This window comes from Actinomadura sp. GC306 (assembly GCF_004348665.1).
Lineage (GTDB): Bacteria > Actinomycetota > Actinomycetes > Streptosporangiales > Streptosporangiaceae > Spirillospora.
Window position 1 is genome coordinate 1 of the sequence record NZ_SMKM01000100.1, and the last position, 20,989, is coordinate 20,989.

At 74.7% G+C, this 20,989-nt stretch carries 18 protein-coding genes and 1 pseudogene; 10 read left to right on the forward strand and 9 right to left on the reverse strand.

Features of this window, described 5'->3' with window-relative positions; all coding sequences use genetic code 11:
• The coding region (locus E1200_RS16195; RefSeq protein ID WP_131952855.1) for a MarR family winged helix-turn-helix transcriptional regulator at positions 1 to 673 on the reverse strand (673 nt) is incomplete at its 3' end.
• A 189-nt stretch (positions 674 to 862) separates the two neighbouring features.
• On the opposite strand from E1200_RS16195, the gene E1200_RS16200 reads away from it, so the two are divergent.
• A complete protein-coding gene (locus E1200_RS16200) occupies positions 863 to 2,317 on the forward strand; it encodes a hypothetical protein (RefSeq protein WP_131952856.1) in 1,455 nt (484 codons plus the stop codon).
• Here the strand turns inward: E1200_RS16200 and E1200_RS16205 are convergent.
• On the reverse strand, positions 2,304 to 3,098 hold the full coding sequence (locus E1200_RS16205) for an IPT/TIG domain-containing protein (RefSeq protein ID WP_131952857.1): 795 nt from the start codon (positions 3,096 to 3,098) through the stop codon (positions 2,304 to 2,306). The genes E1200_RS16200 and E1200_RS16205 overlap by 14 nt on opposite strands.
• A 178-nt stretch (positions 3,099 to 3,276) precedes the next feature.
• Here E1200_RS16205 and E1200_RS16210 point away from each other — a divergent pair, with 178 nt between their 5' ends.
• From E1200_RS16210 to E1200_RS16235, 6 genes are all read left to right on the forward strand, one after another.
• Positions 3,277 to 4,965, forward strand: a complete 1,689-nt coding sequence (locus E1200_RS16210; RefSeq protein ID WP_131952858.1) for an ExeM/NucH family extracellular endonuclease — start codon at positions 3,277 to 3,279, stop codon at positions 4,963 to 4,965.
• A 102-nt stretch (positions 4,966 to 5,067) separates the two neighbouring features.
• On the forward strand, positions 5,068 to 5,394 hold the full coding sequence (locus tag E1200_RS16215) for a hypothetical protein (protein WP_131952859.1): 327 nt from the start codon (positions 5,068 to 5,070) through the stop codon (positions 5,392 to 5,394).
• Positions 5,395 to 5,432: 38 nt separating this feature from the next.
• Positions 5,433 to 6,422 carry an LLM class flavin-dependent oxidoreductase gene (locus E1200_RS16220; protein ID WP_131952860.1) on the forward strand — a complete coding sequence of 330 codons (990 nt, stop codon included), beginning with the start codon at positions 5,433 to 5,435 and terminating at the stop codon, positions 6,420 to 6,422.
• 73 nt (positions 6,423 to 6,495) lie between these two features.
• A complete protein-coding gene (locus tag E1200_RS16225; protein WP_131952861.1) occupies positions 6,496 to 7,497 on the forward strand; it encodes a hypothetical protein in 1,002 nt (333 codons plus the stop codon).
• A 106-nt stretch (positions 7,498 to 7,603) separates the two neighbouring features.
• Positions 7,604 to 9,082 (forward strand): PucR family transcriptional regulator ligand-binding domain-containing protein, encoded by a 1,479-nt coding sequence (locus tag E1200_RS16230; RefSeq protein WP_131952862.1) that lies wholly within the window; start codon positions 7,604 to 7,606, stop codon positions 9,080 to 9,082.
• A gap of 13 nt (positions 9,083 to 9,095) precedes the next feature.
• Positions 9,096 to 10,523, forward strand: a complete 1,428-nt coding sequence (locus E1200_RS16235; protein WP_131952863.1) for an aldehyde dehydrogenase family protein — start codon at positions 9,096 to 9,098, stop codon at positions 10,521 to 10,523.
• Here E1200_RS16235 and E1200_RS16240 read toward each other — a convergent pair.
• The 3 genes from E1200_RS16240 to E1200_RS16250 all read right to left on the reverse strand — a co-directional run bounded on the left by E1200_RS16240 (position 10,520) and on the right by E1200_RS16250 (position 13,771).
• On the reverse strand, positions 10,520 to 11,569 hold the full coding sequence (locus tag E1200_RS16240) for an alpha/beta hydrolase (RefSeq protein ID WP_131952864.1): 1,050 nt from the start codon (positions 11,567 to 11,569) through the stop codon (positions 10,520 to 10,522). The genes E1200_RS16235 and E1200_RS16240 overlap by 4 nt on opposite strands.
• 106 nt (positions 11,570 to 11,675) lie before the next feature.
• Positions 11,676 to 12,302 carry a class I SAM-dependent methyltransferase gene (locus E1200_RS16245; RefSeq protein ID WP_131952865.1) on the reverse strand — a complete coding sequence of 209 codons (627 nt, stop codon included), beginning with the start codon at positions 12,300 to 12,302 and terminating at the stop codon, positions 11,676 to 11,678.
• The gene (locus E1200_RS16250) at positions 12,299 to 13,771 is read right to left on the reverse strand and encodes a carboxyl transferase domain-containing protein (RefSeq protein ID WP_131952866.1); all 1,473 of its coding nucleotides are present in this window, start codon (positions 13,769 to 13,771) and stop codon (positions 12,299 to 12,301) included. Before E1200_RS16250 ends, E1200_RS16245 begins: the two co-directional genes overlap by 4 nt.
• Positions 13,772 to 13,850: 79 nt before the next feature.
• On the opposite strand from E1200_RS16250, the gene E1200_RS16255 reads away from it, so the two are divergent.
• Positions 13,851 to 15,269 carry an amidase gene (locus tag E1200_RS16255; RefSeq protein WP_131952867.1) on the forward strand — a complete coding sequence of 473 codons (1,419 nt, stop codon included), beginning with the start codon at positions 13,851 to 13,853 and terminating at the stop codon, positions 15,267 to 15,269.
• Positions 15,270 to 15,276: 7 nt separating this feature from the next.
• On the opposite strand, the gene E1200_RS16260 is transcribed toward E1200_RS16255, so the two are convergent.
• Positions 15,277 to 16,641 carry an ATP-binding protein gene (locus E1200_RS16260; protein ID WP_165950332.1) on the reverse strand — a complete coding sequence of 455 codons (1,365 nt, stop codon included), beginning with the start codon at positions 16,639 to 16,641 and terminating at the stop codon, positions 15,277 to 15,279.
• Between the two features lie 403 nt (positions 16,642 to 17,044).
• Here E1200_RS16260 and E1200_RS16265 point away from each other — a divergent pair, with 403 nt between their 5' ends.
• Positions 17,045 to 18,112, forward strand: a complete 1,068-nt coding sequence (locus E1200_RS16265; RefSeq protein WP_131952869.1) for a serine/threonine-protein kinase — start codon at positions 17,045 to 17,047, stop codon at positions 18,110 to 18,112.
• A gap of 22 nt (positions 18,113 to 18,134) precedes the next feature.
• Here the strand turns inward: E1200_RS16265 and E1200_RS16270 are convergent, their stop codons facing one another.
• The gene (locus tag E1200_RS16270) at positions 18,135 to 19,253 is read right to left on the reverse strand and encodes a PP2C family protein-serine/threonine phosphatase (RefSeq protein WP_131952870.1); all 1,119 of its coding nucleotides are present in this window, start codon (positions 19,251 to 19,253) and stop codon (positions 18,135 to 18,137) included.
• Between the two features lie 124 nt (positions 19,254 to 19,377).
• On the opposite strand from E1200_RS16270, the gene E1200_RS16275 reads away from it, so the two are divergent.
• The gene (locus E1200_RS16275; protein WP_131952871.1) at positions 19,378 to 19,599 is read left to right on the forward strand and encodes a hypothetical protein; all 222 of its coding nucleotides are present in this window, start codon (positions 19,378 to 19,380) and stop codon (positions 19,597 to 19,599) included.
• A 154-nt stretch (positions 19,600 to 19,753) separates the two neighbouring features.
• Here the strand turns inward: E1200_RS16275 and E1200_RS16280 are convergent, their stop codons facing one another.
• A complete protein-coding gene (locus tag E1200_RS16280; RefSeq protein WP_131952872.1) occupies positions 19,754 to 20,224 on the reverse strand; it encodes a ribose-5-phosphate isomerase in 471 nt (156 codons plus the stop codon).
• A gap of 63 nt (positions 20,225 to 20,287) precedes the next feature.
• Positions 20,288 to 20,989: pseudogene (locus E1200_RS33725) on the reverse strand (hypothetical protein); the annotation flags it as partial.

The window sequence follows — 20,989 nt, forward strand, 5'->3', positions numbered from 1 at the left end:
GGCCCTGCGCGGGGGCGGAGCGCGGGACGCCGTCCGGGGAGCGGGTGACCGTCTCCGCCGGCCGGGCCGGCTCGGACCGGCGGCCGACCGCTTCGCCGTCCAGGGGGCCCGCCTCGTCCGCGGCGCCAGCGGGGAGCAGGCCGGACGTCTCCAGGTAGTGGCGGCCCCGCGGGGTCAGGTCCCACGCGTTGTGCCGCCATTCCTTGCGGCGCCACACGACGCCCGCGGACAGCAGCTTGCGCCCCACGCGGCTGATCTCGGTCTCGTCGGTGCCGAGCTCGGTCGCGAGCTGCCGGTTCGACATGCCCGGCCGGCGGGCCACCGCGACCAGGAAGCGCGCCGCGTGCCCCTCGGGCTGCAACGCGAGCTGCAGCCCGGACGGGAGCCGCTTCAGCGCCCAGTGCACGACGTCGATCAGCCCGAGGATGCGGCCGCGCTGCTCGCGCTGCGGGGCGTCCAGGGCGTCGACGTCCAGATAGTGGCGGTGCAGCCACTGGAGGCCGTCCTGGCATTCGACGAGCGCGGGCTCGTCCGCGCTCAGCGACGCGTCGGTGATCAGCATGCCCAGGGCGCTGAAGTGGCCGTCGCTGATGATCTTGGCGTGCTCCATCGCGTCGATGAGCCGCCGGACCTCGGTCCGGCGATCGTGCGCGGAGTCGGTGGACGCGCTCATGGTCACTCCCCTGGGTCGACGGCACCGCCGGACTCCCCCAGAGTGCGCCCTTGCCAAGTGAATGTCAAGTGACACAATGCGGGGTTCTGTAGCCGACGACACGAAATGCGGTGCGCGGGAGAGTTAGCATCGACTCACCACCCGTGACCGTGCCTGTCAACTCCCCCGGGGGCGCTTATGACGGATCAGTTGGCTGCAGCCGCCTACCCGGCCGAACCAGCTGATCTCTTCGTCCATCTGTACGACTCGCTCGCGGACGACGTCTTCCAGGGCTGGACGGCCACGCGCTGGTACGGCGAGGAAGAGGTGCGGCGCGCGGCGGACGGGATCGCCGAGACCGTCCTGGAGCACGGCGTCCTCGACCCCACGGAGACGGCGCGCGTCATCGCCGCCCGCGGCGACCTCGGCGCGTTCACGATCCTGCTCGGCCTCGACATCGCACTGGCCCACGCGAGCCCCTACGCGCCGTACCACGACGCGCCCGCGCTCGCCGGGGTCCTCGTCAACTACCTGACCGACGGCAGGATGAACGGGCCCGGGACGACCGGTGCGCTGCTCCCCCGCTGCGCGTTCCCCGGCCGGCCGCGCGGCGCGCGCGCCAAGTCGGAGTTCTTCGGCGTCCACCGCGTCCCCCAGGAGCAGTGGGAGCGCATCGACCACGCGGTGCTGCCCGCGGTGAACGACCCGCACTTCAGCCGGGACGCGCCCGTCACCGTCGGCTGCGCGCCCGTGCTGGAGACGTTCGACGACGTGGACATCCGGTTCGAGGAGCGGGACGGGGAGACCGTGTACCGGCTCAGCCCGATGGACTCGTCCGGCATCCGCGACCGCGTCAAGGCGATCGTCCGCAGGCTGGACGAGTCCGGCGCGCAGCTCGCGGTGATGCCGGAGGCGTCGCTGTCGGACGCTCTGCTGGAGCACTGGAAGGAGGTCGCGTTCGACACGGCCGGACGCGACCGCGACCGCCGCCCGCTGCGCTTCCTGCTGCTCGGCAGCGGCCCGCTCGGGCACGACGACCCGCCGCCGAACCGCGCCGTCCTCCTCGACCGCTGGACGGGCCAGGAGATCCTCGTCCAGGACAAGCTGTCCGGTTTCACGCTGACCGCCGGGCAGATGAAGCTGTGGCGGCTGCCGGACGCCCCCGCCACCGGGACGGCCGTGGAATACGTCCGCCGCGGTTCGCGCGTCCGGGTGCTCGACTCCTCGCTCGGCCGGCTCGCCGTGCTGATCTGCGAGGACCTCGGCCGGTCGACCGGCTGGGAGCGCGAGCTGGAGGCGTGCGGGGTGTCGCACCTGCTCGTCCCGATCTTCTCCAAGCCGATCCTGGAGCACCGCTGGGAGGACCAGGGCGCCGAGCGGCAGGTGACGACGCTCGGGAGCTGGGTCACGGTGTCCAACAGCCTCGCGGTGAGCGCCGCCATCCCCGACGACGAGGCGCTCGGCCCCCGCTACACCTGCCTCGTCTCGGGGCCGCAGCGGCTGGACCGCGACGCGTACGTGACCGAGCGGCAGTTCGGCGTCGCGCGCACGGGCGGCGAGCTCGGTCGGCTGCCCACCTCGGAGCTGCCCCGCATGTACCCGGGTGCGGCCTACGACGTCTGGCACCCGCACTGGCCGGGCCCCGGCCCGGTCACTCGACCGTGAAGACGGCCGGGGCGGCCACCGGCCCGGCCGGGGTCAGCACGACCGGCGGCGCCGTGGTCGCGCCCGGCGGGACGGCGGTCCGGATGAGCGTGTCCGCCGCGTGGGTGATGCGCGACTGCGCGGCCCCGAACCGCACCGCGGTCGCCGAGCCGAGGCCGGTCCCGCGCAGCGCGACCACGGTGCCGACCGGGCCGCCGTCCGGTTCGACCGCGGTGATCCGGGGCGCGCCGACCTGGTCGCGCCCGGCCGGCGCCTGGGCGAGGAGCGTCCCGAAGACGCTGCGGAGCTTCTCGGACGTCTCCTGGGAGAACAGGCCGACGAGCGCGGCGATGGCCGTGATGCCGTACGGGTTGATGTCGGACGCGCCGCCCGTCGGCGAGGTCAGGCCGCCGCGCAGCACGAGGTAGACGACGAGCCCGAGCAGCGCCCCGACGAACGGGAGCAGCAGGTACATCATCAGCCAGCTGCGCCGCAGCGCCCGGTTGCCGACGTACCAGTAGAACGACCGCAGCACGTGCACGACCGCGCCGAGCGCGCCCGCGGCCATGACGATCACGAACATGCTGGTCTCGCGGGACAGCGTGGGCGACCAGCCGGGCAGCTCGACGGTGGTGGTGCCGGCGGGGGGCTCGGTGCGGCCGTCCGGCCCGACGACCGGTGCGGGCGGCCACGCCTGCACGAGGACGACCACGAGCAGGGCGGTGCCGGCGAGGAGCAGGATCGCGGCGAGGACGATGTCGCGGGTGCTGGCGTATCCGGATCCGACCGGCGACTCTGCCACGGCTCTCCCTCGGTCGCGGTTTCCCGCGGGATTATCGCAGGGGCCGGGGACGGTGTTTCCGGGGAACGCCGGACCGGGCCGCGCCCCGGCCGCCGCGATTCCGACAAGCCATTGCAAATTGGTGGAGTCTTCATTAACGGTTCGGGGTCGGACGAAGAGCCCGTTCTACGCTCCGGCCATGCGCCGAACAGCAGCAGCACTCGCGACTGTCCTCGCCGCCGGGCTCGCCGGCGGCGTCCAGTCGGCCGCCGCGGCGGAGCCGCCCACCTGCGGCACCCCCGCCGACCACCGGATCGCCGAGGTCCAGGGCGATGGAGACGCCAGCCCGGTGGCCGGGCAGACCGTCCGGGTCGAGGGCGTCGTCACCGGGGACTTCCAGCGGCCCGACCAGCTCGGCGGGTTCTTCATCCAGGACCCGGCCCCCGACCGCGACCCGCGGACCTCCGAAGGGATCTTCGTCTACTCGACGCAGGAGGTCGCGGAGGGCGACCGGGTCCTCGTGACCGGCCGGGCCGTCGAGTACAACGGGCTCACCGAGCTGTCGCCCGTCTCCGCCGTGGACGTGTGCGGGAAGGGCCGCGTGGCCCCGACCCCGGTCCGGCTCCCGCTCAAGGACGACACCGCCCTTGAGCAGTACGAGGGCATGCTGCTGCGGTTCAAGCAGAAGCTCACCGCCACCGAGACCTACACCCTCGGACGGTACGGCGAGGTCACCGTGTCGGCCGGGGGCCGCCTCTTCCAGCCCACCGACGGGCACGGCACCACCCAGGCGGGCAACGACGCGCGCAGGCTCCTCGTGGACGACGCGTCCAACGTCCAGAACCCGGACACGATCCCCTACACCGACCCGCGCGTCCTGCGGATCGGTGACTCCACGCACGGGCTGACCGGCGTCCTGAGCTACGGCTTCGGCGAGTACCGCCTGCAGCCGACCCGGCAGGCCCGCTTCGCCAACGCGAACCGGCGGCCCGCGAAGCCGCGGCACGTCGGCGGCAACGTGCGCGTCGCGAGCTTCAACACCCTCAACTGGTTCACGACGCTCGGCGAGCGCGGCGCGGACACGGCCGCGGAGCAGGAGCGCCAGCTCGCCAAGCTGACCGCCGCGCTCCGCGGGCTGGACGCCGACGTGGTCGGGCTCATGGAGGTCGAGAACAACGGCGACACCGCCGTCGGGGCGCTGGTCGACCGGCTCAACCAGGCCGCCGGCGCCGGGACCTACGCGTGGGTGCGGCACCCGTACCCGGGGACGGACGCCATCCATGTCGCGCTCGTCTACAAGCCGGCGAAGGTCACGCCGGCCGGTGCCGCGCGGTCGTCGCAGGACCCGGTCTTCGACCGGCCGCCGCTGGTGCAGGCGTTCCGCCCCGCGTCGGGCCGGACGCCGTTCACGGTCATCGTCAACCACTTCAAGTCGAAGGGCTGCGACGGCGCCACCGGGCCGGACGCCGACCAGGGCGACGGCCAGGGCTGCTACAACGCCCGCCGCGTCGCGCAGGCCACGGCGATCGGCGCGATCGCGGCGGAGTCGGCGAACCCGCTCGTCATCGGCGACCTCAACGCCTACGCCGCCGAGGACCCGATCGAGGTGCTGGCCGGGGCCGGCCTCGCCAGCCAGACCAAGCGGTTCGTTCGGCCGGGAGACCGGTACAGCTACGTGTTCGACGGGCAGTCGGGCGAGCTGGACCACGCCCTGGCCGGGAGGTCGCTGGCACGGCACGTGACGGGCGCGACGATCTGGCACATCAACGCCGACGAGGCGCTGTTCCTGGACTACAACACCGAGTTCAACCCGCCGGGGTTCTACCGGCCGGACGCGTTCCGCTCGTCCGACCACGACCCGGTCCTGGTGGGCCTCCGCCTCCGCTGAACCGTATTGGGCCGGCCGTCCAAAAAGGGGCGGCCGGCCTCTGGAACGCCGCACGGACCGCGCGTATGATCCGGGTCACATTCCTAGTGATCGGTGCGTCAGATGACCGAAGCCGTGTCCGCCGTCCCCGGCTCCGCCGCCTCCGTTCCGCCCGCCGCCCCCCGTCTCGCGTTCGGCATCGGCCCGGACGGGACCTACACCGCGCTCGGGCAGGCCGCCGCGTTCGTCCTCGGCGTCCTGACGATGTTCGCGTTCCTGCCGCTCATGATCGTGGCCGCCCTCCTGTACACCAAGGCCGAGACCGTGTTCCCCGAGGATCCCGCGCGGGCCCGCAGGCTGGTGGACTGGTCCTGGCTCTGCATCACCGTCCCCGTGGCGTTCGCCGCCCTGATCGGTGTCGCCGTCCTCTTGGAGAGGCTGGTGGGCTGACGGGGAAGAGGACCCGCCCCCGGCCGGTTGGACACGGTATGAGCGTGTCCTTCTCCGTCCTCGACCTCGCGCCCGTCGTCAGCGGCGGCACGTCCGCCGACGCGCTGCGCAACACCCTCGACCTCGCCCGGCGCGCCGAGCGGCTCGGCTACCACCGGTACTGGCTGGCCGAGCACCACGCGATGCCCGGCATCGCCAGCTCCGCGACCGCCGTGCTGATCGGGCAGGTCGCGGCGGCGACGTCCGCCATGCGCGTCGGCTCCGGCGGGGTCATGCTGCCGAACCACGCGCCGATGGTGGTCGCCGAGCAGTTCGGGACGCTGGAGGCGCTCTACCCGGGACGCATCGACCTCGGCCTCGGCCGCGCCCCCGGCACCGACCAGGCCACCGCGCGGGCGCTGCGGCGCTCCCCGGACGCCCTGTCGGTCGACGACTTCCCCGAGCAGGTCATCGAGCTGCGCGGCTACTTCGGCGCGGACAGCAAGGTCACGCCCGCCGCCGGGAACGAGCCGCCGATCTGGCTGCTCGGGTCCAGCGGGTACAGCGCCCGGCTCGCCGGGCTGCTCGGGATGCCGTTCGCGTTCGCGCACCACTTCAGCGCCGCGAACACCGAGCCGGCGCTGCGGCTGTACCGCGAGTCGTTCCGCCCCGGCGCGCTGGACGAGCCGTACTCGATGATCGGCGTCTCGGTCACGGCCGCCGAGTCCGACGAGCGGGCGCGGGAGCTCGCGATGCCGCAAGCGCTGTCGTTCCTGCGGCTGCGGCAGGGGCACCCCGGCCCGCTGCCCACCCCCGAGGAGGCGGCGGCGTACCCGTACACGCCGCTGGACCGCCAGATGATCGACGCGCGGCTGGCGGAGCAGGTGGTGGGCGCACCGGAGACCGTCCAGAAGCACATGGACGCGCTGATCGAGCGCACGGGCGTGGACGAGGTCATGGTGATGACGCAGGTCTTCGACCACGGCGACCGGCTGCGCTCCTACGAGATCCTCGCCGGCCTGTACCCCGCGTCGTTCGTCCCGCGCTGAGCCGCACCGGGCGGCCGTGCCACGCGATGCGGGACTGGTCCGTCCGGGCGCGATCCCCCTAGCGTGGGGTGCCATGGCCGGTGAAACGATCACTCCCCGGGAGCCGGTGACCGTCGACGTCGGGAACGTGCACGCCCGGCAGATGGTCGTGGGGGGCACGGTCGCCGGCGCGTTCGGCCTGATCGCGCTCGCCGCCGCCGTCACCGGGAACGTGGACGGCGGTACCGGTGTCCGGATCACGGCGTTCGCGCTCGGCCTCCTCTTCACCCTGATCGGGGTCCTGCCGCTGCTCATGTGGCGCGTCGCGTTCCGGCCGCGCCGCCTCGTCCTCGACGTTGAAGGGCTGCGCTGGGAGGACCCGCGGGGAATTCCGTGGGCGGTGGGCTGGGCGGAGCTGTCCCGGGTCACGTTCTCGTTCCCGAAACCGGACACCGGGCGGCCGGGCATCCCCCCACCGGTGGAGCTCGTGCTGCGCCCGGCGGAGGCGTCCTTCCGCGACGCCCATCCGGAGATGGCGCACCTGGCCGTGGAGACGAGCCGTGAACCGGGTGTCGTCTACCGGCTGCCGCTGGGGCACGCCCAATCCGCCGTCGGCCCCATCGACGAGGCGCTGACCGCGTTCGCGTCCGGCCTCTACCGCCGCAGGGGCGTCCGGTCGGTGAGGCGTCGCGTGCGTCCCCGGGCCGTCGAGGTCAGTGTGGGGATCCTCGCCACGTACTGGATGGCCGCCGTCACCGGGTCCGTCGTGCAGGGGATGGCGGACGACCTCAAGTCCGCCGCGATCATGATCTTCTGGACGCTGGCCGTCGGGATCTGGCTCATGCGCGTCCTGGCGGGCGGCCCCCTGGCCGTCGGGCGCATGGCTCACTTCGGCACCGCCATCGGCGTGGTGCTCCTCGCCGGGATGGCCATGCTCGCCTTCGTCCTCATCCCCGCCAAGCAGGACTTCCAGATCAGGGAACTCTGGGTCTTCCTGCCTGGACTGGGCGCGGGCGGCGGTCTGCTCCTCGCCGGCCGCCTCCTCGCGCGGCGCGACGTCCGGGAGTGGGCCGAAAGCCGAGGCCAGGGCCGGTGACACCCGTGGCCGAACCCGTGGTCGGGCCAGTGGCCGCGCCTACGATGGACCGTACGGGACGGCGAAACGCGTCCCGCGAAGTAGACACCCTGCACAGAGGATGGCGATGCCGCCCACCCTGGCCTCGGTCGCCGCGCTGCCGCAGCTCGGCCTGCGGTCGCTGACCGGCCCGATCCCCGGCACGGCCGTCGTGTGGGTCGCGGTCAGCGAGCTTGAGGATCCGACGCCGTTCCTGGAGGGCGGGGAGCTCCTCCTGACGACGGGCATGCGGCTGACCCCGGCGGGCGCCGCCGGGTACGTGTCGCGGCTCGTCGGGCGCGGCGTCGCCGGGCTCGGGTTCGCGGTCGGCGTCATCCACGACACCGTCCCGGGCGAGCTGCTCGCCGCGGCCCGCGACCAGGGGCTCGTCCTGCTGGAGGTGCCGCGCCCGACGCCGTTCATCGCCGTCGGCAAGGCGGTGTCGCGGATGCTCGCCGCCGAGTGGTACGAGGACGTCACCCGCGCGTTCCACGCGCAGCGGAAACTCACCCGCGCCGCGCTCACCGGGCGGGACGCGCTGGTGGCCCGGCTCGCCCGGCTGCTCGGCGGCTGGGCACTGCTGCTCGACCCGTCCGGCGGCGTCCTGCACGCCGAACCGGCCTCCGCCGCCCGCCGCGCCGGCGCGCTGACGCCCGAGCTGACCCGCCTCCGGAAGGCGCCGGGGGCGCCGGGGGCCGACGCGCCGTCCGCCAGCGTGGCGCTCTCGCTGCCGGGCGAGCACATCGCGGTGCAGCGGATCGGGCTGGGCGGGCGGCCCCGCGGGTTCCTCGCCGTCGGGACGGACGCGCCGCTCCCCCACGCCGCGCACACGATCGTGGGGGCGGCCGTCGCGCTGCTGACCCTCCAGTCGGAGACGCCGCGCACCGGCCGGGACCTGCGCGCCTCGCTCGCGGCGCTGCTGCTCGGCCGCCCGGCCGACGCCCCGGCGGTGCCGCGCGGGCCGGTCCGGGTGCTGGCCTGCGCCAGCGGCCCGGCCGTACTGGACGCGCTGGAGTCCGACCCGGCGGCCGGACGCAGCCTCGCGGTCCCGCTGGACGGCCATGTCGCCGTGGTCGTCCCGGACGAGGCGAGCGGCGCGGTCGAGGCGCTGCTCGCGGGCACCGGCCCCATCGGCGTCAGCGACCCGGCCGAGGAGGACCTGCCCGCCGCGCTCCGCCAGGCCGGCGACGCGCTGGCCGCGGCCACCCGCTCGGGACGGGACGTCGTGCGCCACTCCGACCTCCCCGGGCAGGGCGTCCTCGGCCTGCTCGATCCGCGACTGGCGCACGCCTTCGCCGACGCGCTCCTCGCCCCGCTCCGCGCGGAGGACCTGGTCGGCACCGTCCGGGCGTACATCGCGGCCAACGGGCAGGGCGAGGCGGCGGCGCGGGCGCTCGGCGTCCACCGGCACACGCTGCGGTCGCGGATGCGCCGGGTGGCCGACGTCCTGGGCCGCGACCCCGACGACCCCGCGGTCCGCGCGGAACTGTGGATCGCACTCGCCGTCACGTCCAATGACGCGGCCTCGATTCGACACTGTGGAGACTCGCAATCGGCCGCGCCGTAGGTAGCGTGAACGCATGAACGCGACCCCATTCTGGCTGGCCGGCCGGCCCGAGACCGGTGACGGCGAGCTGACCGTTACGCATCCCTACGACGGCCGGGTGGTCGGGACGGCGGCCGTGCCGACGCCCGCCCAGGTCGAGGAGGCGGTCGCCGCCGCGGACGCCCTCCGCAAGGAGGCCGCGGCGCTGCCGCTGCACGTGCGGGCCGACGCGCTCGCGCACGTGTCGGCGCGGCTGTCCGAACGCGCCGAGGAGATCGCCCGCCTGATCACCGGCGAGAACGGCAAGCCGCTGCTGTGGGCGCGCGGCGAGGTCACCCGCGCGATCTCCACGTTCCGGTTCGCCGCCGAGGAGGCCCGCCGCTTCGGCGCCACCACGCAGCGGCTCGACACCGACCCCGCCGCCGAGGGCCGGATGGCGTACATCACCCGCGTGCCGAAGGGCCCGGTGCTCGGGATCTCGCCGTTCAACTTCCCGCTGAACCTCGCCGCCCACAAGATCGCCCCGGCGATCGCGGCGGGCACCCCGATCGTGCTCAAGCCCGCGCCCGCGACCCCGCTGTCGGCGCTGCTGCTCGGCGAGCTGCTCGCCGAGACCGACCTGCCCGCCGGGATGTTCTCGGTCCTGCCGGTACCGAACGACCGGGCGCCCGCCCTCGTGCAGGACCCGCGCCTCCCGATCGTGTCGTTCACCGGATCGGTCCCCGTCGGCTGGGCGATCAAGGACCAGGCACCGCGCAAGCACGTCACGCTGGAGCTCGGCGGCAACGGCGCGGCCGTCGTGCTGCCCGACACCGACCTCGACTGGGCCGCCGGGCGCATCGGGCTGTTCGGCAACTACCAGGCCGGGCAGAGCTGCATCGCCGTCCAGCGCGTGTACGTCGACCGGTCCGTGTACGACGCGTTCCTGCCGAAGCTCGTCGACACCGTCGCGTCGCTGGTCACCGGCGACCCGTGGGACGACAAGACCCAGGTGGGCCCGCTGGTCAGCGAGGAGGCCGCCGAGCGCGTCGAGTCCTGGGTGGACGAGGCCGTCGCGGCGGGCGCGAAGATCCTGACCGGCGGCACCCGCGAGGGCGCCGCCTACGCCCCGACCGTGCTCGCCGACGTCCCGGCCGACGCCAAGGTCTCCCGCGAGGAGGTCTTCGGCCCGGTCATGATCGTCCAGCCGGTGGACGGCGTCGACGAGGCGTTCGAGCTCGTCAACGACTCCAAGTTCGGCCTCCAGGCGGGCATCTTCACCCGCAGCCTGGACATCGCGTTCCGCGCGCACCGCGAGCTGGAGGTCGGCGGCGTGGTGATCGGCGACGTCCCGTCCTACCGCGCCGACCAGATGCCGTACGGCGGCGTGAAGGACTCCGGCGTCGGCCGCGAGGGCCTCCGGTCGGCCATCGCCGACTACACCGAGGAGAAGGTGATGGTCCTCACGGGCCTGCCGCTCTAGCCGCGCTCCCGGGGCCCCGCGTACAGACCGGTGCGCAGGGCCCCGGCCGCCTCCGACAGGGCCTCCTGGAACCGGCCGCCGAGCGGCCACATGTTCGCGAACCCGTGGATGAGGTCCTCCTGCCGCCGCAGCGCGACCGGCACCCCGGCCTCGGCGAGCCGCGCGGCGAACTCCTCCCCCTCGTCGCGCAGCGGGTCGAAGCCCGCGGTGACGAGGTAGGTCGGCGGGAACCCGGCGAGGTCCTCGGCCAGCAGCGGCGACGCCATCGGCTCGGCCCTGCGCTCCGGCGGGCAGTAGTGGTCGCTGAACCACGTCATGTCGGCGTCGGTGAGGTAGAACCCCTCCCCGAACAGCTCCCGCGACCGGCGCCGGGACGACAGGTCGACCGCCGGGTAGAACAGCAGCGCGAAGTCGGGCCTGCGGTCCGCGAACAGGGACACGACAGTGGCGAGGTTGCCGCCCGCGCTGTCGCCGCCGACCGCGATGGCCTTCGGGTCCGCCCCGAGCTCCGCGGCATTCTCGACCGCGTACTCGTACGCCGTGCGGGCGTCCTCCGGCGCCGCCGGGTACGGGTGCTCGGGGGCGAGCCGGTACCCCACCGACAGGACCCGCACCTCCGCGTGGACCGCGAGGTACCGGCACACGGCGTCGTGGGTGTCGATGTCGCCGATGACCCATCCGCCGCCGTGGTAGAAGACCAGGAGGGGCGACCCCTCCGGCAGCGCCTTCGGCGTGTAGAGCCGGCCCGTGACGGTGTCCGCGATGGCCACCTCCCGCGTCCGCACCGGACGGCCGGGCTCCCCCCGGAGCATCTCCTTGGCCCGCCCGAGCCCGGCCCGCGCGTCCTCCGGCGACCCGCCGCCCAGCGACCGCTGGTCGAGCTTCGACATCAGCAGGAGGAGCTGCGCGTCCAGGGCCAGCTCCTGCCCGTCCCGCCGGACGGGCGCCCCGGCGATCAGCCGCCGGACGGGACGCGGCAGCGCGAACACGGCGCGGAGCACGGCACCGGCCGCCGCGGGGGAAACCAACTCGGTCAACTGCGGCATGCAAGCCTCCAAGCCCAGGGGTCCCGCCAACCGTACTCTCCGGTAGCCCCGGCGGCACACCCCCGCCGGCCACCGATGACCGCCGGGTCAGGTACCACGGGCCGGGCTACGCGGCGGGTTTGCGGAGCAGCAGGGAAGCCGCCGGGAACCGGTCGTGCTCGCCCGGTTCGCGGACCAGGCGGGCCACCTCGGGCAGCCCGGCGTCGCGCAGCAGGGCGGCGAGCCGGCCGGGCGGCCAGCGGTAGGCGCGGACGACCTTGTGGTCGAAGGGCACGGGCACGTCGCCGTCGCAGGTCTGGAAGGCGATCAGGACGTGGCCGCCGGGCGCCAGGACGCGGTGGAACTCGGCGAACGCCACCGGGACCTCAGCGGGATCCAGGTGGATGATCGAGTAGTTGGCCAGGATTCCGGCCAGCCCGGCGTCCGGGAGGTCGAGGGCCGTCATCGTGCCCTCGGCGAAGCGGAGGCCGGGGTGGTCCGCGCGGGCCAGCGCGACCATCTCCGGCGACAGGTCGACACCGAACGCGGGGAGCCCGAGCGACGCCAGGTGGGCGGTGACGTGGCCCGGTCCGCAGCCGAGGTCGGCGACCGGGGCGCCGCCGCCGCGCACCAGCTCCGCGAAAGCGGCGAGCAGCGCGCGGTCCAGAGGCAGGTCGTCGAGGACGTCGCGGAACATGTCGGCGTAGAGGGCGGCGACGGCGTCGTAGCCGGCCCTGATGGCGGGTTCGGTCATGCGGGGAGACGGTAGCGGGCCTGGCGGGCGGCCGGGCCGCCGGGGAGCAGGCCGGACAGGCCCCGCTCGACGGCGGCGGCGGCCCGGCGGCAGAACGCCTCGGGCTCGTCCGCCGCGTCGGGGTGCTCGGGGACGAGTTCGTCCGCGACGCCGCCGCGCAGGAGGTCCGCCGAGCGGACGCCCTGGGCCGCCGCGATCTCGTCCGCCCGCGCGACGGTCCGGTAGACGATCAGCGAGGCGCCCTCGGGCGGCAGCGGGGACAGCCACGCGTGCCGCGCCACGAGCACCCGGTCGGCGGGCAGCAGCGCCAGCGCGGCGCCGCCCGTGCCCTCGCCCAGCAGCAGGCACAGCGTCGGCGAGGGGTGGGTCATCAGGTCGGCGAGGCAGCGGGCGATCTCGCCTGCGAGGCCGCCCTCCTCCGCCTCGGGCGACAGGTCGGCGCCGGGCGTATCGACCACGGTGAGCAGCGGCAGCGACAGCTCCGCGGCCAGCCGCATCCCGCGCCGCGCGACGCGCAGCCCGGCGGGGCCGAGGGGGTGGCCGCCGCGCTGGCTGCTCCGGTCCTGCCCGACGAGGACGCAGGGCGCCCCGCCGAAGCGCGCCAGGGTGAGCAGCATCCCGCGCTCGGCCTCTCCCTGGCCGGTGCCCGACAGGGGCGTCACGTCCGTGGCGCCGTACCGGAGGAGTTCGCGGACGCCCGGACGGCCGGGGTTCCGCGACCGCTCGATCGACTCCCACGCCGTCGTCTCGGGGAGGGGCTCCGCGGGAGGCCGAGGAAGGGCGGCGGAGGGCACGTCCCCGCACAGGACGTTCAGCGCGCGGGACGCCACCTCCGTGAGGTCGTCGATGCCGACGACGGCGTCCAGCAGCCCCTTGGCCGCGAGGTTCTCCGCGACCTGCACACCCGTGGGGAACGGCTCCCCGTACAGGCCCTCGTACACGCGCGGCCCGAGGAAGCCGATCAGCGCGCCCGGCTCGGCCGCCGTCACGTGCCCCAGCGACCCCCAGGACGCGAACACCCCGCCGGTCGTGGGGTGCCGCAGGTAGACGAGGTAGGGCAGGCCCGCGGCGCGGTGCGCCCGGACGGCCGCGGTGATCCGGGCCATCTGGACGAACGCGGCGGTGCCCTCCTGCATGCGGGTCCCGCCGGACGACGGCGCGGCGACCAGCGGCAGGCCCGCGGCGGTGGCGCGCTCGACGGCGGCGACGATCCGGTCGGCGGTGGCGAGGCCGATCGAGCCGGCGAGGAAGCGGAACTCCGACACGACGAACGCGACCCGGTGGCCCCGCAGCAGGCCCTCGCCGGTGATGACGGCCTCGTCGCATCCGCTGCGCTCGCGGGCGGCGGCGAGTTCCGCGCCGTAGGGCGTCGTGGGGTCCGGCCCCGGAGGCGGCGTGTCCCACGACGTCCAGGTTCCATCGTCCAGCACGCGGCGCAGCAGCTCGCGCGCGCCCACCCGTTCCGTCACGCGACAATCATGACCGCACGGGCGGGCAACGCGCCGCGCGGGGGACACTGGAGGGGCCGCCGGAGAAGGGAAGCACGCCGTGTCCGATGAGATCCACTCCGCCCGCGAACTGGCCCGCCGGATCCGGGCGCGGGAACTGTCGGCGCGGGAGGTCGTGCAGGCGCACCTCGACCGGATCGAGAGGACGAACCCCGAGGTCAACGCCATCGTCACGCTGGTCGCGGAGGACGCGCTGCGGCAGGCGCGGGCGGCGGACGAGCGGCTCGCCGCCGGGGAGCGGCCCGGTCCGCTGCACGGCCTGCCCGTCGCGCACAAGGACACCCACGCCACGCGGGGCATCCGGACGACGTCCGGGTCGCCGATCTTCGCCGAGCACGTCCCCGACGCCGACGAGCTGGTGATCGAGCGGATGCGGGCGGCCGGGGTGATCACGCTCGGCAAGACGAACGTGCCGGAGTTCGCCGCCGGATCGCACACCTTCAACCCGCTGTTCGGGCTGACCCGCAACCCCTACGACCCGTCCCGCTCGGCGGGCGGCAGCAGCGGCGGGGCCGCGGCGGCGCTGGCCTGCGGCATGCATCCGCTCGCGGACGGCAGCGACATGGGCGGCTCGCTGCGCAACCCCGCGTCGTTCTGCAACGTGGTCGGGTTCCGCCCGTCGCCGGGCCGGGTGCCGTCGTGGCCGGTGCCGGCGGGCTGGGCGACGCTCGGCGTGCAGGGCCCGATGGCGCGCGAGGTGGCGGACGTGGCGCTGCTGCTGTCGGTGCTCGCCGGACCCGACCCGCGCAGCCCGATCGCGCTGGAGACGCCCGGCTCGGCGTTCGCGGCGCCGCTCGGTCGCGACCTCGCCGGGCTGCGCGTCGCCTGGTCCCCCGACCTCGGCGGGACCGTGCCCGTCGACCCGGCCGTCACCGGCGTCGTCGCCCAGGCCGCGAAGGTGTTCGAGGACCTCGGCTGCGCCGTCGAGGAGGCGTGCCCCGACCTGTCGGGCGCCGACGAGGTCTTCCGGACGCTGCGCGCCTGGCACTGGGACATCACGCTGCGCCCGCTCCTGGACGAGCGGCGCACGGACTTCAAGCCGTCCCTCGCGGCGAACATCGACGCGGGCCGCGACCTCACCGGCGCCGACATCGGCCGGGCCGAGGTGCTGCACACGGCCCTGTTCCACCGGGTCCGGGAGTTCTTCGAGCGGTACGACGCGCTGCTCCTGCCGGTCAGCCAGGTGCCGCCGTTCGACGCGGCGCTGGAGTACCCGGAGGAGATCGCCGGGGAGCCGATGCACGACTACCTGGAATGGATGCGGTCGTGCTTCCTCATCTCGGCGACCGGCTGCCCCGCGCTGTCGGTGCCCGCCGGGTTCACCGGGGACGGGCTCCCGGTCGGGCTGCAGATCGTCGGGCCGCACCACGCGGACTTCGCCGTCCTGCAGATCGGGCACGCGTTCGAGCAGGCCACCGAGTGCGGGAGCCGCCGCCCGCCGGTCCCGCGCGGGGACTGACGCCCGGTCAGGATTTGTCGAGCGGGATGCGCAGCACCAACCGCGCGCCCCGGTCGCTGTCGGCGGCGACGAGCGACCCGCCGTGCGCGCGGGCGATGTCGCGGGAGATCGTCAGCCCGAGGCCGGTGCCCCCGCTGTCGAGCCGGCGGCTCTCGGCGAGCCGGTGGAAGCGCCAGAAGACGCGCTCCCGGTCCTCCGGGGGGATCCCGGCGCCGTCGTCCAGGACCTCCAGGACGGCGTCGGGCCCGTCCGCGTCCACGGTCACCCGGATGCGCGACGCGGCGTGCCGCTCGGCGTTGTCGAGCAGGTTCGTCAGCACCCTGACCAGGTGGTGGGGCGTGGCCCGGACCATGGTGTCCCGCTCCGCGTCGACCTCGACGGGCACCCGCCGCCCCCGCCGCGCCACCTCGGCGCGGACCAGCGCCGCGAGATCGACCCGCTGCTGGCCGGCGCGCACGCCCGCGCCGAGCTTGGCCAGGATCAGCAGGTCGCCGACGATGCCCTGCAGCCGGTCGGCGTCGGCGAGCGCGGCGCGGGCGACCGCCGGCCAGTCCTCGCTCTCGGGATGCTCCAACGCCAGTTCCAGCTGGGCGCGCAGCCCGGTGAGGGGGCTGCGCAGCTCGTGCGAGACGTCGGCGACGAAGTCGCGCTGCCGGGCGAGGACGTCCTCCAGCCGCTCCAGCGTCACGTTCACCGCCTCCGCCAGGTGGGAGACGTCGTCGTCCGGGTGGGGGACGCTGACCCGGCGGTCCGGGGCACGGCCGGTGATCCCCGCGAGCTCGGAGCTCATCACCCGCACCGGCAGCAGCGCCCGCCGCACCGCCGCCGAGACGATGTAGCCGACCGCGGCGGTGCCGATGAGGACCACGGCCGCGAGCAGGCCGACGAACAGGCCCCGGTACTGGTCGAGCTCGTCGACGGGCGCGCCCGCGTGGACGATCCGCCAGCCGCCCCGGGAGTGCACGCGCTCGGAGGCCACGAAAACCGTGCCCTTGCCCGGGACATTGATGGTGTGCTGGACGAGGGCGTCCGGCATCCGCGGCTCGGGCACCTCCAGCGGGCCGTAGCCCTCCATCTGGGGGCTGGCGGCGAGCACGGAACCGACGTCGTCCACCACTTGCAGGACCGGGACCTCCGGGGCGTCGGTGCGCAGCCTGCCCCGCGGGTCGGTGGTGCGGACCAGCTCGGCCAGCTCGTTGACCGCGTGGATGCTCTCGTCGCGCAGGTTGTCGTTCACGACGGACTGGACGACCAGGTAGAACAGCACCGCGCCGGCCGCGAGCAGGACGGCGACGAAAAGGGTCGCGGTGACGCTCACGCGGGTCCGCATCGACCAGCGCGACGGCGACCACCGGCCCCTGAAGATCGGCACCCCGCGCCTCTCCCCCTTCCCGGCACCCACACGGCACGGACGTGCCGCAATCAAAGCCTGGGGGATGAACGCAGAACTGGATGTTACCGGGCGATTGCCCTGCGAAACATCACTGAACCCGGATAGACACCCGCGTGAACGGCACCTCCCACCCCTGGGGCTCCGGCCACGCGGGCGTCTCCTCCGGTGCAGGCGACCACCCGCCACCCGCGCGCCGAGGAGGAGGAACTCCGACGGGACCGGGCCGATCGCCTTACCGCTCCCTACTCTGCACGTCCCCGGTGCACGGGACGCTACATCGACGTGACGATCACGTTTCCGCACCTCCCGGAAGAACATCCCCATATTTCGCCGTCGATCGGGGATAGGCCGACAGGAGACAGACGAGGGAGCCGGGAATCCCATGCATGCAGACATCAAGCCACTAGAGCCCGCAGACCCGCGGACGGTCGCCGGGCACACGCTGCTCGGCCGCCTCGGGTCCGGCGGCATGGGGCTGGTCTACCTCGGCGCCGATCCCGACTCGGGCGGACGCGTCGCGGTGAAGACCATCCACCCGCATCTCGCCGACGACCCCTCCTACCGGCGGCGGTTCAAGGACGAGGCGTACCTCGCGAGCCGCGTCGCCTCGTTCTGCACCGCGCGCGTCCTCGCGCACGGCGAGGAGGACGGCCGCCCCTACCTCGTCACCGAGTACGTGGGCGGGGTGTCGCTGCACAGCCGGCTCGTCGCCGAGGGGCCGCTGCCGGCCGCCGACCTGCACGGCGTCGCCGTGGGGGTCGCGTCGGCGCTCGCGGCGATCCACGCGGCGGGGCTCGTGCACCGCGACATCAAGCCGGCGAACGTGATGCTGACCCTGTCGGGCTGCCGCGTCATCGACTTCGGCATCGCGCGCAGCCAGGAGTCCTGCACCGCGGGCGCCACGTCCGGGCAGGTCCTCGGCACGCCCGGCTGGATGGCGCCCGAGGTGCTCGTCGGCGGTCCCGCGACGCCCGCGGCGGACGTCTTCGCGTGGGGCTGCCTCATCGCCCACGCGGGGACGGGGCGGATGCCGATCGGCGGCGACCCCGCGACCCTCCGCGCCGCCGTCGACGACCCCGACCTGTCGGGGCTGCCGGAGTCGCTGGCCCCGGCCGTGCGGTCGGCGCTGGCGAAGAACCCGGCCGAGCGGCCCACCGCGTCCGAGCTGCTGCTGACCCTCGTGGAGCAGCCGGAACCCGGCGCCGCCGACCGCTGGCGGGCGACCTCCACGCCGCCGGGCGGTCTCCCGGTTCCGGCGCCGCCGCGGCCCGCCGGCACGGAGAACCGGCGGGAGACCGCCACCGAGGCGTTTACGCCGACCGATGTGGCGGACCCGGGCACGTCCACGCGGAGCCGGTTGCTGGCGCGCGTGGGCGCGGCGGCCGGGAGCGTGCTGGTCGGCGCCATCATCGTCGGCCTGGCGCAGGGCCGGAACGAGCCGCGGCCGTAGCCCGCGGGCCGGGTGCGCCGGATCAGGTGCGCCAGATCAGGACGAGGGCGCAGTCGTCGTCGCGGGCCGCCGCCATCGTCTCGACCAGCTCCTTCGCCCCGCTGCCGAACCCCTGCGGGACGAGCCGCTCGGCCTCCCCGAGCAGCCGGTCGATGCCGGCGTCCAGGTCGCTGCCCGGGGACTCCACCAGCCCGTCGGTGTAGAGGAGCAGCGCGTCGCCGGGCCGCAGCGTCCCGCGTTCGGGGACGCACCGCAGATCGGGCACGACCCCCAGCACGACGCCCTTGGCGGTGCCGACCCGCCAGGCGCCGGTGCCCGCGTCGAACTGGACGGCCGGCGGATGGCCCGCCGACTCGACCGTGTACTCGCCGGTCTTCAGGTCGACGACGACGTGCACGGCGGTGACGAAGCCCTCGTCCCACCGCTGGCGGTGCAGGTAGTCGTTGCAGGCGGGCAGGAACCGGTCGGGCTGGACCGATCCAAGAAGCCCGCCGAAGGCGCCCGACAGCATCAGGGCGCGGGTCCCCGCGTCGGTGCCCTTCCCGGAGACGTCGACCAGCGCCACCTCCAGGGAGTCGCCGGCGCACGCCGACACGACGAAGTCGCCGCCGAACGACGACCCGCCGGCCTGCAGCAGCACGACCTGGGAGTCCCAGCCGTCCGGCAGTTCGGGCATCTCGCCCTGGCGCTTCAGCCGGTCGCGCAGTTCCAGCAGCATCGAGTCGCCGCGCAGTCCCTGCACGCCGAGCTTCTCGCGCGTCCGGGCCAGGGTGAGGGCGAGCAGCGCGGTGATCGTCAGCGTGGCGGCCATCCCGATGCCGATCCCGGGGACGTCCAGCCAGGCGTTGTAGCCGCTCACCGCGGCCACGACGACGAGCAGCGCGAGCAGGCTGCGCACCTTCAGCAGCAGCCCGCCGCCGAGCACGATCAGCACCTGCAGCCCCGAGGGCGCGATGCCCCGGGTGTCGTTCGCCGTCGCGATGCCGATGCCGATCGACAGCAGCGCCAGCGCCGCGAAGACGTGCCGCTCCCGGGTCAGCCTGCCCCGCCGCAGCCACCGGTACAGCGCCACGAGCACCGGGATGCGGCGCAGCACGGCGCGCACTCTCGGCGGCAGGACGTGGACCAGTCGTTGAAGCATGACTCCGGCACTGTACCGAGCAAACGCTCCGCCGCGCCGGTATCCACACCACCGGTGACCATTTGCAACGGTCCAGCTACGTTTTCTCCGGGTAGGGATACGTGGTACGGGAAAGGGGCGGCACATGGGACAGCCGGGAATGCGGATCACGGTCGACGCGGCGATGCGGGCGCGGGACGTCTCGCGGCCGGGCCCCGACGGCGCGGAACCGGCGGCCGGCGATCCGGACACGCGGCGCGAATCCGCCAAGGCCGCCGACCCGCCCCGGCGGACGAGGGCCGCCAAGAACGAGCGGCGCCGCCAAGGCAAGCGCGGCGCACGCAACCCCCCGGCGAACGGCCTCTAGCCCGCCGCCCGGCACCCTCCACCAGCCCGCCAACCCGTTGACTTGCGGCGTGTTGTTGTTATGCGGTCCGCCATAACAACGACACGCCGCAAGTCAACGAACTCGGTGGGCGTCGTAGTGGGCCGCTCCGGTGCGGCTCGGCTCGGTGGCGGGGTCAGCCGGGCAGCGGGGGGAGGTCGCCGGTGCGCTCGTAATCGGCGAGCATCTCGATCCGGCGGGTGTGCCGCGGCTCGCCGGAGTACGCCGTCCCGAGGAACAGCTCCACGAAGCGGGTGGCGGTGTCCAGGTCGTGCTGCCGCGCGCCGAGGCTGATGACGTTGGCGTCGTTGTGCTCGCGGGCGAGCGTGGCGGTGGCCTCGCTCCAGACGAGCGCGGCCCGCACGCCCGCGACCTTGTTGGCGGCGATCGCCTCGCCGTTGCCGGACCCGCCGACCACGATGCCGAGGGTGCCCGGCTCCGCCGCCGTCCGCTCGGCGGCCCGCAGGACGAACGGCGGGTAGTCGTCGGCGGCGTCGTACTCGAACGCGCCGCAGTCGACGGCGTCGTGGCCGTTCTCCTTCAGCCAGGAGAGCAGGTGCTCCTTCAGCTCGAAGCCGGCATGGTCGCATCCGAGAAACACGCGCATGGGCCTGATTCTCGCAGCCCCCGGCGGGCGGTGCGCGCGGGGGTCGGTGTCACGCGGGCGGGCTCAGCCGTCCTCGCGCTTGCGGTCGACGACCGTCCGGTCCGACAGGTTCAGGTCGTCGTCCTCGGGGTCGCCCTTGGGGTCGTCGTTGGGCGCGTCCGCCTGCTCCCCGGCCACGTGCTTGTCCTCGTCCTCGCCTGCGCCGGCGTGCTCGGCTGCGCCCTCGGCTGTGCCGGCGGGCTCGGCGTCCGGCCGCGCCGGTTCCCCGGCCGCGGGCCGGGCCGGTTGCGCGGGCTGCTGCTGCGGCTGGGCGGCGGGCTGCTGGGGTGCGGGCGGCGCGCCGAACTGCTGCGGCGCCCCCGGCTGCTGCGGGACGGCCGGAGCGCCCCACTGGGGCTGCTGGTGGGCCTGCTGCGGCCGGCCCTGCGGCGGGACGTACGGGACCGCCGACGGGTGCGGCTGCATCGGCTGCTGCGGAGCCCCCTGCTGGGGCACCTGGACGCCCGGCCTAAGCGCGCCGTAGGGCTGCTGCTGCCCGCCGTACGGCTGCCCCGCGTAGGGCTGCTGAGCGCCGTAGGGCTGCTGGACGGCCTCGCGCGGCCGGGTGACGAAGAAGGCGGCGAGCGCGCCGAGGCCCGCGATCCAGCCGAACATGAAGCCGAAGCTCGCCCCGTTGCCGATCAGGTTCCAGACGGTGCGGCCGAACACCCCGTCGGGCAAGTCGAGCGTCCAGGCCACCAGGACGCCCCCGACGATGCCCGCCAC

What these genes read in the sequence shown, in the direction of transcription:
- E1200_RS16210 (WP_131952858.1), top strand. Translation starts at nt 3,277, where the DNA reads ATGCGCCGAACAGCAGCAGCACTCGCGACTGTCCTCGCCGCCGGGCTC.
- E1200_RS16215 (WP_131952859.1), top strand. Translation starts at nt 5,068, where the DNA reads ATGACCGAAGCCGTGTCCGCCGTCCCCGGCTCCGCCGCCTCCGTTCCG.
- E1200_RS16220 (WP_131952860.1), top strand. Translation starts at nt 5,433, where the DNA reads ATGAGCGTGTCCTTCTCCGTCCTCGACCTCGCGCCCGTCGTCAGCGGC.
- E1200_RS16225 (WP_131952861.1), top strand. Translation starts at nt 6,496, where the DNA reads ATGGCCGGTGAAACGATCACTCCCCGGGAGCCGGTGACCGTCGACGTC.
- E1200_RS16230 (WP_131952862.1), top strand. Translation starts at nt 7,604, where the DNA reads ATGCCGCCCACCCTGGCCTCGGTCGCCGCGCTGCCGCAGCTCGGCCTG.
- E1200_RS16235 (WP_131952863.1), top strand. Translation starts at nt 9,096, where the DNA reads ATGAACGCGACCCCATTCTGGCTGGCCGGCCGGCCCGAGACCGGTGAC.
- E1200_RS16240 (WP_131952864.1), bottom strand. Translation starts at nt 11,569, where the DNA reads ATGCCGCAGTTGACCGAGTTGGTTTCCCCCGCGGCGGCCGGTGCCGTG.
- E1200_RS16245 (WP_131952865.1), bottom strand. Translation starts at nt 12,302, where the DNA reads ATGACCGAACCCGCCATCAGGGCCGGCTACGACGCCGTCGCCGCCCTC.
- E1200_RS16265 (WP_131952869.1), top strand. Translation starts at nt 17,045, where the DNA reads ATGCATGCAGACATCAAGCCACTAGAGCCCGCAGACCCGCGGACGGTC.
- E1200_RS16270 (WP_131952870.1), bottom strand. Translation starts at nt 19,253, where the DNA reads ATGCTTCAACGACTGGTCCACGTCCTGCCGCCGAGAGTGCGCGCCGTG.
- E1200_RS16275 (WP_131952871.1), top strand. Translation starts at nt 19,378, where the DNA reads ATGGGACAGCCGGGAATGCGGATCACGGTCGACGCGGCGATGCGGGCG.
- E1200_RS16280 (WP_131952872.1), bottom strand. Translation starts at nt 20,224, where the DNA reads ATGCGCGTGTTTCTCGGATGCGACCATGCCGGCTTCGAGCTGAAGGAG.